This window comes from Stenotrophomonas sp. YJH_SMC_37 (assembly GCF_059370035.1).
In genome coordinates this window covers 144751-159773 of the sequence record NZ_JCAFTG010000008.1, presented here as the reverse complement: position 1 = coordinate 159773, position 15023 = coordinate 144751, and the positions used below count along the sequence as shown (strand labels likewise).

Below are 15023 nucleotides of genomic sequence, written 5' to 3'. Positions count from 1 at the left end.
CTTGCATTCTGTTGTGGCGTGAATATGATTAGGCGCCTAAACAGAACGGAAATCATGATGCTCGAGGCAAAGCATGGCGCCCTTCTGGACGAGGCCCGGCGGCGCGGCCACGCCAATGTCGCCCAGCTGCATCTGTGCTTCCAGTTGCTGTCGCTGTCCTCGACAATCGATCGCGACTGCGCCGCCCGGCTGGCACCACACGGGCTCAGTGAGGGTCGCTTCATCGTGCTGTTCCTGTTGCATGGGGCCGGCGGCACGTTGCCGCCCCACGTGCTGGCCGAGCGCGCAGGCGTGACCCGCGCCACCATCAGTGGCCTGTTGGATGGCCTGCAGCGCGAAGGACTGCTGCAGCGTCGCTGCGATGCCGAGGATGGCCGCCGCCTGCAGATCGTACTGACGGGACCGGGTAAGCGCTTGGCCGAGACGCTGTTCGACCAGCACACGCAGTGGATCGGTGGCCTGTTCAATGGTCTGGACTCCGATGAACAGCAGCACCTGTCGCGATTGCTGCATAAGGTCTGGCAGCACACCGATGCCGGACGAGAGCCTGCGGCATGAGCCCGGCGATTGCGGCGGAACGGCTGCATGCCCTCAACACTGGCAGCGTCGCCGCCACCCATCTGGCCGAATGCCTGGCAGTGGATTTCGCCGCGCTGCTGCAGGTGGTAGCGCCTGCGCTTGCACCGGAAGCGCTGCAACGCATGCAGGATGCTTCAGGCAAGGGCATCACACTGCGCATGGCCTTGGCTGCGCAACTGCTGCGTGAGGCGGGGCAGGGCGATCCCGTGCAATGGCAGGACCATGCGTCCGACACCGTGCGCGGCTGGGCCTGCTACCTGATCGGCAGCGATGCCCGCGCGACGTTGGCAGAGAAGCTGCAGCAGATGCGCACGCTGGCCGACGATCCACACTTCGGTGTGCGCGAATGGGCGTGGCTGGCGCTACGCACGGACATCGTTGCCGCGCCGATGCAGGCGCTTGAGTACCTGCAACCGTGGACACAGGAAACTTCGCCGTACCTGCGCCGCTTCGCCTGCGAAGCACTGCGTCCGCGCGGTGTCTGGGCCACACATATCGCGCTGTTCAAGCAGCACCCTGAACATGCATTGCCGATGCTGGAAGCACTGGCTGACGACCCGGAACGCTACGTGCAGGATTCGGTCGGCAACTGGCTCAATGATGCCGGCAAGACTCAGCCGAAGTGGCTGCGCGTGCTGTGCACGCGTTGGCAGCACGAGCGCCACAGCGACGCCAACGCCTACATCCGCAAACGCGCACTGCGCTCGCTCCGGTAGTGCCGGATGCTGGCCGACAACCCCGCAACCCCGTCAACCTCAAGGAAGAACCACCATGTCGCACACCTTCATCGAGCTCTATACCGCCACGCCGGCCTGGACCACACTGCCGCCCGAGCAGCGGAATGCCTTCTTCGCCCGTATTGGCGCCGGCATGCAGCAGTTCGATCCAGCCCGCATCACGCCGCTGGCGATGGGCCGCATTGCCAGGGACGTACCGCATAGCAGCGATGAACAGTTCTATGCGGTCTGGCGCTGCGCGAGCCGCGAGGAGGTCGATGCGCTGGTGGCTGGCATTGCCGCCACCGGCTGGCATGAGTACTTCACCACCACCCATGCGGTAGGCGCGATGGACAGCATGGCCCAGCACTTGGCCGACCTGGCCGCCTTGTAGCGGGGCGGCAGACGCCGGCAGATCCCGGTCCTCGGCATGGGTGGCACATGCGCCTGTCACCCGGACGCGGTAAACAGGACATTGCCCATGTCCATCCGCAGGGAAGTCGATCATGCAGAGCACGCTCCAGGTCACGCTGTTCGGCCCTCTTGGCGACAGCCCGGCGTTGCAGTTGCCGGGGCTCGAGGGGCCGTCGGTGGCCATCCAGGAATCGGCCCTGCGGCGGTTGGTTTCCGACCTCTACACCGCGCGTTCCCTGCTCAACCCCGAGCAGCTGGACGAGGCCCGGCAGGAACTGGATCGCGTGCTGGAACGCTGGGCCGACATCCATGAGGGCCTGCTGCTGGACGTGGAAGTGCATGGCAAATGAGCGACTTTGCGTGGTTACCGCCGCGTAGGCCGGGCTGGCGCGCATCTCGCTGAACCGCGTCCCCAGTTGCGTATGAAACATTTTGCACTGCGCAAAAGCTGTGCTATCAATAGATCCCATGAACGCAGCCCCCACCAGCTTTTACTGGTATTACTTTCCGAAGCCACCGGCGGAGGAAGGATTGCGCTCACCCTGAAGAAAGCTTCAGACGCATTCCCGAAAGCCGCCAGCGAACCTGGCGGCTTTTTTCATGCCGCCACGCTGGGGACCCCCAACGTTCCGGAGATCTCCCGCAATGCCCCCGCACACCGACGACCTGCGTATCCGCACCATCGAACCGCTGACACCGCCAGCCCAGCTGCTGGCGATGCTGCCCTGTGACGATGAAGCCTCCGACACCGTCAGCGCCTCGCGCGCGGCCCTGCACCAGATCCTGCATGGCCGCGACGACCGCCTGGCAGTGGTGGTAGGCCCGTGCTCGATCCACGACCCGAAGGCCGCCATCGAGTACGCCCAGCGCCTGAAGCCGCTGCGCGACGCGCTGGCCGGTGAACTGGAAATCGTCATGCGCGTGTACTTCGAGAAGCCGCGCACCACGGTGGGCTGGAAGGGCCTGATCAACGATCCGGACCTGGACGGCAGCTTCAGGATCGACAAGGGCCTGCGCATCGCGCGCGGCCTGCTGCGCGACATCAACAAGCTGGGCCTGCCGGCCGGTGTCGAGTTCCTCGATGTGATCTCGCCGCAGTACATCGCCGACCTGGTGGCATGGGGCGCGATCGGCGCACGCACCACCGAAAGCCAGGTACATCGTGAGCTGGCGTCGGGGTTGTCGTGCCCGGTCGGCTTCAAGAATGGCACCGATGGCAACGTGAAGATCGCCGCTGACGCGGTGGGTGCTGCGTCCAATCCGCATCACTTCCTGTCGGTCACCAAGCAGGGCGGCACCGCCATCGTGTCGACCACCGGCAACCCGGATTGCCATGTGATCCTGCGCGGCGGCAAGCAGCCGAACTACGACGCGACCAGTGTCGCCGAGGCCTGCCAGGTGCTGGCCAAGTCCAAGCTGCCGACGCGCCTGATGATCGACGCCAGCCACGCCAACAGCCTGAAGAACTCGGAAAACCAGCCAAAGGTGATCGAGGACATCGCCGTTCAGCTGGAAGACGGCGAACAGCGCATCGTGGGCGTGATGATCGAGAGCCATCTGGTCGGTGGCCGCCAGGAACTGGTGGAAGGCCAACCGCTGGTCTATGGGCAGAGCATCACCGATGGCTGCATCGACTGGGACACCACCGTGACGGTGCTGGAGCGGCTGGCCGCGGCCGTGCGCGCCCGCCGTGAAGTGAAGGTGTCCGAAGCCGCCTGATGGAAGCCGCCTGAGTGCGGCACGTGTGTGGATGGCGGCCAGCGCCTGCGGGGGTGCGGCCGCGATCAGGGCCGGTCGGAGTTGGAGACCGGCCCATCTGCACCGGCGATGCGCCTGGCGCTGCGCATGAGCGACAGCGCCAGGTACATCGCCGGGGTGGTGAGAACGATGGATGGGGCCTTCATGTAGCGTCGAGCCCGCGAAGCGCGGGGCTTTGTAGAAGATCCGCTCCACGTACGCTCCAGGTCACGTCACAATGCCACTTCCTGTTTGGTGGCCGCAGCCATGAAAGAACTGATCATTCCAGAAGCCGCACAGCGCGATGAGGATTCCATCGAGATGATCCGCGTGTGGATTGCCGAACGGGGATTGCATGCTTCGCTGAACGTTGGCCTGTATGGCGATCGTCCTGGCATTCGAGAGGAGCATGCGTGGGGACGCATCCTGGCAGACGTCGCCCAGCATGTCGCAGATGCTCTGGTCGTGAGTGGCGGGATGGACCGCGGCGCGGCGATCAACGCGATCAAGGATGCATTCGATGAAGAGCTGCGGGCGCCGTCCAGTGGGCGCTCGGGGGGATTCGTGGTCCGCCACTGAGGGACCAGATGGGCGCCGTGGCGCTGGAGACAGCGTCCCAACGCAACACGGCAACAAGCGCTGGGCGACGTGGAGAACGCGAACCTCAATGCACTTCGTCGTGATAGACGAACTTCGGCATTTCCCAGCGGTAGTGGATCGCCAGCAGGCGCAACGCGAAGCCGCCGCCGAGGCAGCACAGGATCGCGGTGGCGTCGGCCACGCCCCAGTGCAGCAGCAACAGATACGCCGCGCCGGTCAGCAGCGCGATGATCGCGTACAGCTCCTTCTGGAAGATCAGCGGCACCTCGTTGCAGAGGATGTCGCGCAGCACGCCGCCGAAGGCACCGGTCAGCATGCCGGCGATCAGCACGATCGGCATCGCATGGCCGGCCTCACGCGCGATCGAACACCCGATCAGGGTGAAGGCGATCAGGCCCAGGCCATCGAGCACCAGGAAGGTGCGGCGGAAGTGGTGCATCCAGCGCGCCACCCAGGTGGCGATCAGCGCCGCGCACACGGTGAAACCCAGGTACTCGGGATGCTTCACCCAGCCCAGCGGGTAATGGCCAAGCAGGATGTCGCGCAGTGAACCACCACCGAGGGCAGTGACGCAGGCGATCATGACCACGCCGAACAGGTCCATGCGGCGGCGGCCGGCGGACAGTGCGCCGGTCATGGCTTCGGCGGAAATGGCAATCAGGTAGATGACGGACAGCAGCATGGGACAGGCTCCGGGCGCGGTGGGGCCGGCCATGCGCGACTACCGCCACTGCCTGCGCAATGACGGGATGACGATGACCGGTGCCGCTCCCGCTGTCCTTTTGCCTGAGAGTTCAGCGGCATGGGCCGCGTGCCCCTTCGGCGGATCGTCCCAGGCGTGCCCGGTGACCTCTCTCCAGCTCGGCGAGTCGAATGCATGGTTGGTGGGATTCCAGCCCACCGGCCTGAGCGATCATGGGAGCCTGCGCCTTCGGCGGGCGCCAGCGCGGCGCCTCTCTCCTGCATTCGGGCGCCAGTATATCCGCTGCAGTGCAGCACGGCATAATCCGGGCATGACTCCGTCCCTCCGCCCCTGGTTCCTGTACCTGCTCGAATGCCGCGACGGCAGCTATTACGCTGGCATCAGCACCGACGTGGACGCGCGTTTCGCCGCCCACCAGGCCGGCAAGGGCGCGCGCTACACCCGGGCGCGGCCACCGCTGCGCGTGCTGGCCGTGCGCGAGTACCCGGACCGGGCCGCCGCGTCACGGGCCGAATGGCAGCTCAAGCAGCAGCCGCGCGAACGCAAGCTGGCCTGGCTGCAGGCCCCGGATCCTGCGCTTCTGTAGAGCCGAGCCCACGCTCGGCTCCGGGTTCTGTAGATTCACGCCATGCGTGGATGGGCTGCCGGGCCATGCGATGATCGCTCCGCGCCAAGCGCTGGAGACCCGGATGTCCACCTTTGCTTTTCAGCACGACTGTCGGTCATTGTCGTCGCTGTGGTACCCGAAACCGAAGGCGCCGTGAACGATGCGCGCCGCCGGCAAAGCATGGATCTCCATCGTCGTGCTGGTCGCCGGCATCGCGCTGTTGCCTGGCCTGCTGTACCTGCTCGGGCTGGCATTGGCAGGCGGTCGGCCGAAGCCGGCCGGCCGTGTGCCCAGTGGTGTGGCTGCGTGCAGCAGTGAGCCACGGGCGGGATACCACGCGATGAACCCCTGGCGCTTCACCGCCCAGTTCTTCGACAAGGACGTGATGAAGAAGGTGCCTGAAGTTGAGCGTGAGGCCTTCTGGATTGCCCGGCGCCACCTGTGGCGGCAACCGCAGCGCGGCATGCTGCGCTGGCATCTCAGTAGTACCGCATTGACGATCTGGATCACCCGGCATTGGAGTACCGCGCAGATTGCCGACACCGCGAGGAAGGAGGACCTCTGTCGGACCGGGTCGAAACGGTGGGTGTCCGGTGGCCCGATGAACCGGTAGATCCGACGCCATGCGTGGAGGGTGTTGACGGGGTCAGAATCCTTTCCTGCGGAAAGGGATCCGACCCCGCTGCGTGCAGCCCTACCGCTTCGGCTGCCGGTCGTCGCGGTCATCACCGAAGATGATTCGCGCACTGCGCTGGTAGCTCCAATACGCGACCGCCCAGTTCAGCAGCACCACGATGCGGTTGCGGAAGCCGATCAGGAAGAACACGTGCGCGGCCAGCCAGAACCACCACGCCAGCACGCCCGACAGCTGCAGTCGGCCCAGGTGCACGATCGCGGCCATGCGGCCGATGGTGGCGAGGTTGCCGTAGTCCGCGTACTTGAACGGACCGGGTTCGGGCTTGCCGTGCAGGCGCGCGCGGATGACCTCGGCCACGTACTTGCCCATCTGCTTGGCCGCGGGCGCCACACCGGGTACCGGCTTGCCGTCGGCCTGGCTCAGTGCGGCCAGGTCGCCGGCCACGAACAGCTCTGGGTGATCGGGCAGGGTCAGGTCCGGTTGCACCGGCACGCGGCCCGCGCGGTCCAGCGGCACGTCCAGCGTGCGCGCCAGCGGTGAAGCGGCCACGCCGGCGGCCCAGACCACGGTGCGTGCCGGCACGAACTGGTCACCGAGCGTGAAGCCCTGGCTGCCGATGTCGCTCACCGGGGTACCGGTCAGCACTTCCACCCCCAGCTTCTCCAGCTGCCGACGCGCCTTCAGCGAAAGCACTTCCGGGAACGAGGACAGCACGCGCGGCCCGGCCTCGATCAGCCGCACTTTCGCACTGGCCGGATCAATGTGGCGGAACTCGTTGCGCAGCGTGTGGCGCGCGATCTCGGCCAGCGTGCCGGCCAGTTCGACGCCAGTGGGACCACCACCGACGACGGCGAAACTCAGCCACGCCGCCTTCTTTGCCGGGTCCGGTTCGGCCTCGGCACGCTCGAACGCCAGCAGCAGCTTGCGGCGCAGCGCGATGGCATCGTCCAGCGTCTTCAGGCCGGGCGCATCATCGGCCCATTGGTCGTTGCCGAAGTAGGCGTGGGTGGCACCGGTGGCCAGCAGCAGGCTGTCGTAGTCCAGCGTGCTGCCATCGGCCATGCGGATCTGCCGCGCCTGCTTGTCGATGGCCACCACTTCGCCGAGGCGGACTTCCACATTGCGCTGGTGGCCGAGGATGTGGCGCAGCGGTGCGGCGATATCCGGTGCGGACAGGCCGGCGGTGGCCACCTGGTACAGCAGCGGCTGGAACAGGTGATGGTTACGGCGGTCGACCAGGGTGATGCGTATGCGCTCGCGGGCCAGGGCACGGGTGGCCCAGAGACCGGCAAAACCGCCGCCGACAACGACCAGGTGGGGAACGCGCTCGCGACTCATCGACTCACTCCAGTGGGGGCATCGGGGGAAGCGCCTGGCATCTTCGCACGGCGGCCACCTGTCACGTCAGCGCCTGCCCGGATCGGCGATACTCGGGTTCAGGCAGCCGCCCGTGAGGAGCCCATGAGCGAACCGGAAAAGCGCATCGCCCTGTTGATCGACGCCGACAATGCGCCGGCCTCGAAGATCGACGAGGTCCTGGCCGAAGTCGCCCGCTACGGCGTGGCCAACGTGCGCCGTGCCTACGGCAACTGGAAGAGCCCGCGGTTGAAGGGCTGGGAAGCGGTGCTGCACCGAATATGCGATCCGCCCGATCCAGCAGTTTGCCTACAGCAAGGGCAAGAATGCCTCGGACATGGCGATGGTGATCGATGCCATGGACCTGCTCTACGCACGCAACCTTGATGGCTTCGCCATCGTCTCCAGCGATGCCGATTTCACTCCGATGGTGATGCGTCTGCTCACCGATGGCGTGAAGGTGTACGGCTTCGGCGAGAAGAAAACGCCCGAGCCGTTCGTCAACGCGTGCTCGAAATTCATCTACCTGGAAGCACTGGGCCAGACCCATGCCAGCGTGCCGGATACCGAACAGGCCTCCAGCGAACAGGCATCGAACGAGCCGGTGGCCAACGACGATGCCCGGCCACGCAAGAGCGGTGCGGAAATGCGCAGCGATACCCGGCTGGTGAAGATGCTGCGCCGCGCGGTGTCCTCGGCCGAGGGCGAGGACGGCTGGTCGCATCTGGGGCCGGTTGGCAGCCAGATCGGCAACCAGGCCTCGTTCGATCCGCGCAACTATGGTTACGGGAAGTTGAGTGACCTGTTGGCGGCGATCGGCCTGTTCGAACTGAAGAAGGACGGCAAGTCGTCCTACGTGCGCGCGCTGCCGAAGAAAAACCGGTAGTGCTGGCCGCTGGCCGGCACATCACCCAAACCAATCAGATCACCCGTGCTTCCGAATTCGCATAGCCGTCGGCGAACCCGGTGGCGAAATCCTCAATGCCGTTGAAGGCCAGCAGCAACAGGCCCGCACACAGCAGCAGATTGCGATTGGAGCGGCGGTAGCCCAACACCAGCATCCCCAGCCCTGCTGCCAGCAGAACGTAGTTCAAAGCATCCCATGCAGTCACGTCGTCTCTCCCTGTGGATGGGCGTATCGTAGCGTTTCCGCGCCACCGTGGCGCACTGCTGCAGGCAAGGAAATCCGCAATGTTGAAGATCTGGGGCCGCCGCAATTCCAGTAACGTCCGCAAGGTGCTGTGGTGCGCCGAGGAGATCGGCCTGCCGTATGAATCCATCGAAGTCGGTGGCAGCCACGGCGGCACGCAGACGCCGGAGTACCAGGCGATGAATCCCAATAGCCTGGTGCCGGTGATCGAAGACCATGGCCTGCCGCTGTGGGAATCGAACGCCATCGTGCGCTATCTGAGCGCACGCTACGCATTGGGCACGCTGTACGCCGAAGACCCGATGGAGCGTGCCCAGGCCGAGAAGTGGATGGACTGGAGCACCTCGCGGATGGCGCCGCTGTACAGCGACCTGATCTGGGGCATCATGCGCACCGCCCCGGCCGACCGGGACGAATCGCGGATCAATGCCGCGATCGTGCGCGCCGGCGATTACCTGGCGATGGCCGATGCCACGCTGGCCAAACAGCCGTGGCTGTCGGGCGACAAGTTCGCGATGGGTGATATTCCGCTGGGCTCGCTGATCTACGCCTGGTACGAGCTGCCGATCCAGCGGCCGGAACTGCCGCACCTGGCCGAGTGGTACGCCCGCCTGCGCGAGCGGCCGGCCTACCAGCGCGGCGTGATGTCGCCGCTGACGTAAGCACTGCCCGGTGCTGAAACGCAGCCGAGCATGGCTCGGCTCTACGGTAGTGCCGAGCCATGCTCGGCAGTGCTCTACGGGATCAATACAGGTCCGTTGGATCCACATCCAGCGACCAGCGCACCTTGCGTGCTTCCGGCAGCGCGTACAGCTGTGGCACCAGCTGCGAAAGCACGCCATGCAGTGGCGGCCGCTGCATGGCAGACAGCAGCAGCTGCGTACGCTGGTAGCCAGCGCGGCGTGGCATCGGTGCTGGCATCGGCCCGTAGGCCTCGACCACGTCCTGCTCGCCCAGCAACTGTCGTGCGGCCAGCAGGAACGCATTGGCATGCTCCACCTGCTGCGCTTCGGCGCGCATCAGCGCCAGGTGCGCGAATGGCGGGAATCCTGCGGCTTGCCGCTGATTCAACTCCGCCTGTGCGAACGGGTGGTAGCCACCGCTGACCAGCGTTTCCAGCAGTGGATGCCCGGGGTGATGGGTCTGCAGCCAGACCTCGCCGGGATCACGTGCACGACCCGCACGGCCCGCCACCTGGATCAGCTGCTGCGCCAGCTTCTCGCTGGCGCGGAAGTCAGCGGAGAACAGGCCTTCGTCGATGCCCACCACCACCACCAGGGTCAGCTTCGGCAGGTCGTGGCCCTTGGCCAGTATCTGCGTGCCGACCAGGATGCCGGGCTGGTCGCCCAGTCTCGCCAGCTGCTGTTCCAGTGCATCGCGACGTGACGTGGTGCCGCGGTCGATGCGCACCACAGGGACGTCGGCGAAGGCCGCGGTGAGATGCTCTTCCAGGCGTTCGGTGCCGATGCCCTGCGGTTGCAGCGCCAGGCTGCCGCAGGCCGGGCATGCCAGCGGTGCCGGTTGTCGCGCGCCGCAATGATGGCACTGCAGGCGGCGGCCGCCGCCATGCACGGTCATCGGTGCATCGCAGCGGTTGCACGGTGCGGTCCAGCCGCAGTCGTGGCACAGCAGTACCGGCGCGTAGCCACGCCGGTTCTTGAACACCAGCACCTGTTGGCCGCGCTGCAGGTGCTCGTCGATGCCGGCCAGCACATCAGCCGAGAGGCCATCGTGCAGCGGCCGCTTGCGCACATCGAGGATGCGCACACGCGGTGGCCGCGCATCACCGGCACGCTGCTTCAGGCGCAGGTGGGTGTAGCGCCCGGCGTAGGCATTATGCAGCGTTTCCAGCGAAGGGGTGGCACTGCCGAGCAGCACCGGAATGCCGAGCGCCTTGGCCCGGACCAGAGCGAAATCGCGCGCGTGATAGCGGATGCCGTCCTGCTGCTTGTAGCTGCCGTCGTGTTCCTCGTCGATGATCAGCAGCCCGGCCTGCGGCAATGGCGTGAACACCGCCGAGCGGGTGCCGACGATGACCCGTGCCTCGCCGCGCGAAGCCGCAGCCCAGACGCGCGCGCGCTCGTTGTCGTTCAACCCCGAATGCAATGCGTGCACGGCGATGCCAAGGCGGCCGCGGAAGCGTGCCAGGGTCTGCGGGGTCAGACCGATTTCCGGCACCAGCACCAGCGCCTGCCTGCCCTGCGCCAGGCAGTGGATGATGGCCTGCAGGTACACCTCGGTCTTGCCGCTGCCGGTCACGCCATCCAGCAGGAAGGGCTGGAAGCCTTCGGCGGCATTGATGGCGGCCACCGCTTCGGCCTGGTCCGGGTTGAGGGTGGGGCCGGGCAGCGGCTGCGCATGCTGCGGTGCCACCGTCATCGCCACGCGCTCGGCCAGCGCACGCTTGGCCAGGCTGCGCGCGGCGGTGCGCCAGTCCTCCATGCGTTCGCCCAGTACATCCTCATCCACCACGGCCCCGGCCAGCAGTTCGGCCAACTGCCGCGGGCGGCTGCCGGCGCGCAGCTTCCCGCGCTGGGCATGGCCTTCGGGGGTCAACTGCCAGCCCCAGTGGTGGGTGTCGGGCAGGGCTTCGCCATGACGCAGCGGTCCTGGCAGGGCGGTGCTCAGTACCTCGCCCAGCGGTGCGTGGGTGTAACGCGCCAGCCATTGCAGGCTCTGCCACAGCTCCCCCTGCAGCAGCGGCTGCGGGTCGCACCAGGCCAACGCCTGGCGCAGTCCCCGGCCGTCGTCGGTCTGGCCGTGCCCCACCACCACCCCGACCAGCTCGCGGTTGCCGAACGGCACCTTCAGGCGGCAGCCGACCGCAACCGTGGGGCCATCGCCCTCCGGCGACAGGTAGTCGAACAGACGGGGCAGGGGGACGGGCAGGGCGACCTGCAGGGTCGGAAACGGTGAAAGCATCGGGCCAGTGTACCGGGCCATGCGCGCGCGAATGGCGGGGTGGGAGACGGCGGAGCGACGCCCGTTGAATCATAAATGTCACCTAAATGTCGGTGTCCATTGGAGATTCAGGCTTATCCACATGTTCTGTGGATAACGTTGTGCGTTACCGGTCGACGGGAACGCAGGAGGCCGATGGCGACGAGCTCACGCTTGGGTTGGTCAAAAAATAGCCACACTTAAAAACTATTCAAAATCAACAGCTTAAGTGTGAAACATTGCTGAAACAGAGTGAATTCAGCTGCTTGCCGCAGTTTCCCGCGCCGGGAGCGTGGTGCTGTGCACAACCTGCAGCACGAAGTATCCGTGGGCGCAAGTCCTACGGGCGTCGATTGCCTGCCGCTATCATTCCCCCAGACCTTTGGAGTGACCGATGACGGCTGTGCCCGCCCCTGTTTCCTCGACCGCGGCCGGCGCGCTGTCGGCGTTCCTGCGTGGCGTCGAGCGCCGCGCCCTGGTGGTGGCTGAGCTGCAGTGCGGCGATGCCGCGCGCGCCGAACAGACCCTGGTGGCAGTGATGCGCGCGTTCGCGGCCGTTGCCAGCGACCTGCCGATGGCGCAGTGGCCGACCCGCTTCTGGACCCTGCTGGGCCAGCGCCAGGCCCTGCGCGAGCCGATGGGTGGCCAATGGGCGCCACCGTTGGCCGCGCTGGCTGCGATGTCGCCGCTGCCGCGCCTGGCGCTGCTGCTGCGGGTAGGCGGCAGCCTGGACGAGAGCATCGCCACGCGCGTGCTCGACCAGGACGAGGCCGGCTACCAGCACCTGCTGGCCGATGCCTGCCCGCGCGATGCCCAGGGCCAGCCCGATGCCGCGGCCTGGCGCCAGTTGGCCGAACAGGTACAGGCGCGTATCCGTGAACTGCCGGCCACGCGCCTGCAGCAGCTTCAGCAGCCGGCGGCACCCGCCGCCCACAATGAAGCGCCGACCTCCAGCTGGCGAGCACCGCAGCGGGACGAGCGCGCGGCAGCCCATGGCAAGCGCCGTCGTACGGACGCCAAGCCGCGCTGGCGTGGTCCGCTGATCCTGCTGGTAACCGTGGCGGTGCTGCTGGCCGCTGCGCTGGGTTGGCGCTACCTGCAGGGACGTTCCTTCGGCAACGATGCGCCGCTGCCGGAAGGCGTCGTGGGCGAGGCCGGTCCGGTGACGGTGGAAGCCCTGCCACCGAGCAAGGTCGACGCCACGCCGGATGCAACGCATGCCCAAGCCAATGACGACGCAGCGATGCTGGCCGATCGCGACTACCCGCTGGTTGCCGATGCTGACCTGTACGCATGGACCGCCGCGGGCGGTCCGCTGCCGGTGGACGAATCGCAAGCCAAGCTGAGCCGACCGGAGCCGGCCAGTGCCACGCTGGAAACCGCCGCCGCCGATGAATAAGTCCGTGTTCGCCAGCCTGTTGCTGGCCTTGCCGCTGTCCCTGTCTGCGGCGCCGCAATCGTTGAACGTGCCATTGCCGCCGCCATCGCCGGCCACCCCGGCCGTGCCGCCGGCTTCGACCGCGGCACCGGCTGGCTTTGCCCAGCTCGATCCGCAGCAGCAGCGCCAGCGCCGCGCCGACTACGCCGCCTGGCGCGCATTGCCGGAAGCCGAGCGCGAGCGCATCCGCCAGGCCGCCGCGCGCTTCAATGCGCTGCCGGCCGATCAACAGCAGCGCATGCGGCAGCAGTTCCAGGCACAGGACCAGGCGTTCCGCGACGGATGGCGGCTGGGCCCGCAGCTGGGCCTGGAGTTCCCCAAGCTGCACGGACTGTTCGGATTCGTGCCGCCGGAGCAACGCGAGTCGGCGCTGGCCGTGCTGCGCCAACTCAGCCCGGCGCAGCTGGCCCAGCTGACCCTGGTCGCGCAGCGCACGCCGCCGCAGGAACGCGATGCGGTACGCAGCGCCTTCCTCGCGGTACCCGCCGCCGAACGCGACAGCTGGCTCAAGCGCCAGGCCGGGCAGTAGAAAAAGGGGACGGAGGGGATTAAGTCGCATTCGGCACTGACTGGCCTGATACGACTTAATCCCCTCCGTCCCCTTTTTGCTTGGGGCAGCCGCAACCCGGCATTCACGCCATGTCATGGGAATGCACGCGCTGCCCGCGTAAGATGGGCGCCCGCAACCCGGTGCCTGTGCCCTTCGCGCGCAACCGCAGTTCGCGTCAAGCACCTTATGTCTACTGCAACCTCCACGCCGCGCTTCAGCAAGGAAGTCGGCGCCACCGGTCTGCTCGCCCTGCCGCTCGTGCTGGGCCATGTGTCCACCGGTCTGATCTCCTTCGTCGACAACGTGATTGCCGGCCACCACGCCACGGCCACCCTTGCCGCAGTCACCATCGGTACCGCCCTGCTGTGGCTGCCGATGCTGATTCCGATCGGCACCCTGATCTCGCTCACCGCCTCGGTGTCGCAGCTGCACGGCGCTGGCCGCGAGCGCGAGATCGGCCCGCTGTTCCGCCAGGCGCTGTGGCTGGCGTTGGGCTTGGGCCTGATCATGTTCACCTTCCTTACGGTGGTGCCGCCGCTGCTGCCGGCCTTCGGCATCGCACCGGACATCGTGCCGGGGGCGACTGCGTTCCTGCATGCGGTGCGCTGGGGCGGCCCGGCGCTGACCCTGTACTTCTGCATGCGCTACCTCAGCGAAGGCATGCACTGGACACTGCCCACCATGCTGCTTGGCTTCGGTGGCCTGCTGGTGCTGGCGCCGCTGGGCTATGTGCTGGCCAATGGCAAGCTCGGTTTCCCGGAACTGGGTGCGGAAGGCCTGGGCATCGCTTCGGCGGTGATGATGTGGCTGCAGGCCACGGCGTTTGCCCTCTATCTGTGGCGCACCAAGCGCTTTGCCCACCTGCAGCTGTTCTCGCATTTCGAAGGGCCGCGCTGGAAGGCGATCTGGGAGCTGCTGCGCACCGGCCTGCCGATCGGCATCACCGTGCTGATGGAAGGTGGCTTGTTCATCGTCACCGCGTTGCTGATCGGTCGCCTGGGTGCCAATGAAGCGGCGGCGCACCAGATCGCGATCAACGTCGCGCAGCTGTGCTTCATGATTCCGATGGGCGTGGCCGAGGCCACCACCGTGCGCGTCGGCCATGCGGTCGGCCGTGGCGATGGCTTCGGCGTGCGACGCGCGGCCTGGGCCGGTTACGCGATCATCATGGGCACGCAGACGCTGTCGGCGGCGGTGCTGCTGTTCGGCCACGACGCCATCGTCGGCGTGTACACCAACGACCTGGCGGTGGCCGGGCTGGCCTCGACCCTGCTGCTGTACGCGGCCACCTTCCAGTTCCCGGACGGCATCCAGGTACTGTCGGCCGGTGCGCTGCGCGGCCTGAAGGACACCCGCGTGCCGATGTTCATCGCCATGTTCGCGTACTGGGGCCTGGGCATGCCGCTCGGCGCCGGGCTCGGCCTGGGGCTGGGCATGGGCCCGCAGGGCATGTGGATCGGCCTGATCGTCGGCCTGACTGCCGCTGCCATCCTGATGGGCTGGCGCCTGCGCCGCAGCAGCCTGCGCATCGGCCAGTCGATGCTGTCCTGATCGTCCCGCCCGCCTGCCCACCCATGGCGGGCGATCCCCTGACTT

16 protein-coding genes, 1 pseudogene and 2 riboswitches are annotated in these 15023 nt (G+C 67.0%); of the genes and pseudogenes, 13 read left to right on the top strand and 4 right to left on the bottom strand.

The window, feature by feature from the left end; all coding sequences use genetic code 11:
* Nucleotides 1–57: 57 nt before the first annotated feature.
* The 6 genes from AC5P8J_RS13265 to AC5P8J_RS13240 all read left to right on the top strand — a co-directional run bounded on the left by AC5P8J_RS13265 (nucleotide 58) and on the right by AC5P8J_RS13240 (nucleotide 4025).
* Nucleotides 58–558 carry a MarR family winged helix-turn-helix transcriptional regulator gene (locus AC5P8J_RS13265; protein WP_021203217.1) on the top strand — a complete coding sequence of 167 codons (501 nt, stop codon included), beginning with the start codon at nucleotides 58–60 and terminating at the stop codon, nucleotides 556–558.
* Nucleotides 555–1295 carry a DNA alkylation repair protein gene (locus AC5P8J_RS13260; RefSeq protein ID WP_021203218.1) on the top strand — a complete coding sequence of 247 codons (741 nt, stop codon included), beginning with the start codon at nucleotides 555–557 and terminating at the stop codon, nucleotides 1293–1295. Before AC5P8J_RS13265 ends, AC5P8J_RS13260 begins: the two co-directional genes overlap by 4 nt.
* 55 nt (nucleotides 1296–1350) lie before the next feature.
* The gene (locus AC5P8J_RS13255) at nucleotides 1351–1689 is read left to right on the top strand and encodes a DUF6616 family protein (RefSeq protein ID WP_010481139.1); all 339 of its coding nucleotides are present in this window, start codon (nucleotides 1351–1353) and stop codon (nucleotides 1687–1689) included.
* Between the two features lie 112 nt (nucleotides 1690–1801).
* Nucleotides 1802–2059 carry a hypothetical protein gene (locus AC5P8J_RS13250; protein ID WP_005411217.1) on the top strand — a complete coding sequence of 86 codons (258 nt, stop codon included), beginning with the start codon at nucleotides 1802–1804 and terminating at the stop codon, nucleotides 2057–2059.
* A 295-nt stretch (nucleotides 2060–2354) separates the two neighbouring features.
* Complete coding sequence (locus tag AC5P8J_RS13245) at nucleotides 2355–3428, top strand: 3-deoxy-7-phosphoheptulonate synthase (RefSeq protein WP_478405477.1); 1074 nt, start codon at nucleotides 2355–2357, stop codon at nucleotides 3426–3428.
* Between the two features lie 285 nt (nucleotides 3429–3713).
* Nucleotides 3714–4025: a DUF5076 domain-containing protein gene (locus AC5P8J_RS13240; RefSeq protein WP_010481144.1), complete on the top strand. Its 312-nt coding sequence runs from the start codon at nucleotides 3714–3716 to the stop codon at nucleotides 4023–4025.
* Nucleotides 4026–4110: 85 nt separating this feature from the next.
* Here AC5P8J_RS13240 and AC5P8J_RS13235 read toward each other — a convergent pair whose 3' ends face one another.
* Nucleotides 4111–4728, bottom strand: a complete 618-nt coding sequence (locus AC5P8J_RS13235) for a trimeric intracellular cation channel family protein (RefSeq protein ID WP_019338935.1) — start codon at nucleotides 4726–4728, stop codon at nucleotides 4111–4113.
* Nucleotides 4729–4810: 82 nt separating this feature from the next.
* Nucleotides 4811–4916: riboswitch (glycine riboswitch) on the bottom strand.
* Nucleotides 4917–4929: 13 nt separating this feature from the next.
* A riboswitch (glycine riboswitch) is annotated at nucleotides 4930–5019 on the bottom strand.
* Between the two features lie 40 nt (nucleotides 5020–5059).
* Here AC5P8J_RS13235 and AC5P8J_RS13230 point away from each other — a divergent pair.
* Nucleotides 5060–5335, top strand: coding sequence for a GIY-YIG nuclease family protein (locus tag AC5P8J_RS13230; RefSeq protein ID WP_021203220.1), 276 nt, complete (start codon nucleotides 5060–5062; stop codon nucleotides 5333–5335).
* A 181-nt stretch (nucleotides 5336–5516) separates the two neighbouring features.
* Complete coding sequence (locus AC5P8J_RS13225; protein WP_021203221.1) at nucleotides 5517–5969, top strand: hypothetical protein; 453 nt, start codon at nucleotides 5517–5519, stop codon at nucleotides 5967–5969.
* A gap of 81 nt (nucleotides 5970–6050) precedes the next feature.
* Here AC5P8J_RS13225 and AC5P8J_RS13220 read toward each other — a convergent pair whose 3' ends face one another.
* Nucleotides 6051–7331: an NAD(P)/FAD-dependent oxidoreductase gene (locus AC5P8J_RS13220; protein WP_346483955.1), complete on the bottom strand. Its 1281-nt coding sequence runs from the start codon at nucleotides 7329–7331 to the stop codon at nucleotides 6051–6053.
* Between the two features lie 123 nt (nucleotides 7332–7454).
* Between AC5P8J_RS13220 and AC5P8J_RS13215 the strand changes: the two are divergent.
* Nucleotides 7455–8235, top strand: a pseudogene (locus AC5P8J_RS13215) (NYN domain-containing protein).
* Between the two features lie 34 nt (nucleotides 8236–8269).
* Here AC5P8J_RS13215 and AC5P8J_RS13210 read toward each other — a convergent pair.
* Nucleotides 8270–8461 (bottom strand): hypothetical protein, encoded by a 192-nt coding sequence (locus AC5P8J_RS13210; protein WP_146256769.1) that lies wholly within the window; start codon nucleotides 8459–8461, stop codon nucleotides 8270–8272.
* Between the two features lie 79 nt (nucleotides 8462–8540).
* On the opposite strand from AC5P8J_RS13210, the gene AC5P8J_RS13205 reads away from it, so the two are divergent.
* Complete coding sequence (locus AC5P8J_RS13205; RefSeq protein ID WP_019660796.1) at nucleotides 8541–9161, top strand: glutathione S-transferase family protein; 621 nt, start codon at nucleotides 8541–8543, stop codon at nucleotides 9159–9161.
* An 82-nt stretch (nucleotides 9162–9243) separates the two neighbouring features.
* Here the strand turns inward: AC5P8J_RS13205 and AC5P8J_RS13200 are convergent, their stop codons facing one another.
* A complete protein-coding gene (locus tag AC5P8J_RS13200; RefSeq protein ID WP_111097647.1) occupies nucleotides 9244–11421 on the bottom strand; it encodes a primosomal protein N' in 2178 nt (725 codons plus the stop codon).
* A 412-nt stretch (nucleotides 11422–11833) separates the two neighbouring features.
* Between AC5P8J_RS13200 and AC5P8J_RS13195 the strand changes: the two genes are divergently transcribed.
* From AC5P8J_RS13195 to AC5P8J_RS13185, 3 genes are all read left to right on the top strand, one after another.
* Nucleotides 11834–12838, top strand: a complete 1005-nt coding sequence (locus tag AC5P8J_RS13195) for a hypothetical protein (protein ID WP_478405475.1) — start codon at nucleotides 11834–11836, stop codon at nucleotides 12836–12838.
* Entirely contained in the window at nucleotides 12831–13406 is a 576-nt protein-coding gene (locus AC5P8J_RS13190) for a DUF3106 domain-containing protein (RefSeq protein ID WP_111097649.1), read from the top strand. Before AC5P8J_RS13195 ends, AC5P8J_RS13190 begins: the two co-directional genes overlap by 8 nt.
* 207 nt (nucleotides 13407–13613) lie before the next feature.
* Entirely contained in the window at nucleotides 13614–14978 is a 1365-nt protein-coding gene (locus AC5P8J_RS13185) for an MATE family efflux transporter (RefSeq protein ID WP_021203227.1), read from the top strand.
* Nucleotides 14979–15023 lie beyond the last annotated feature (45 nt).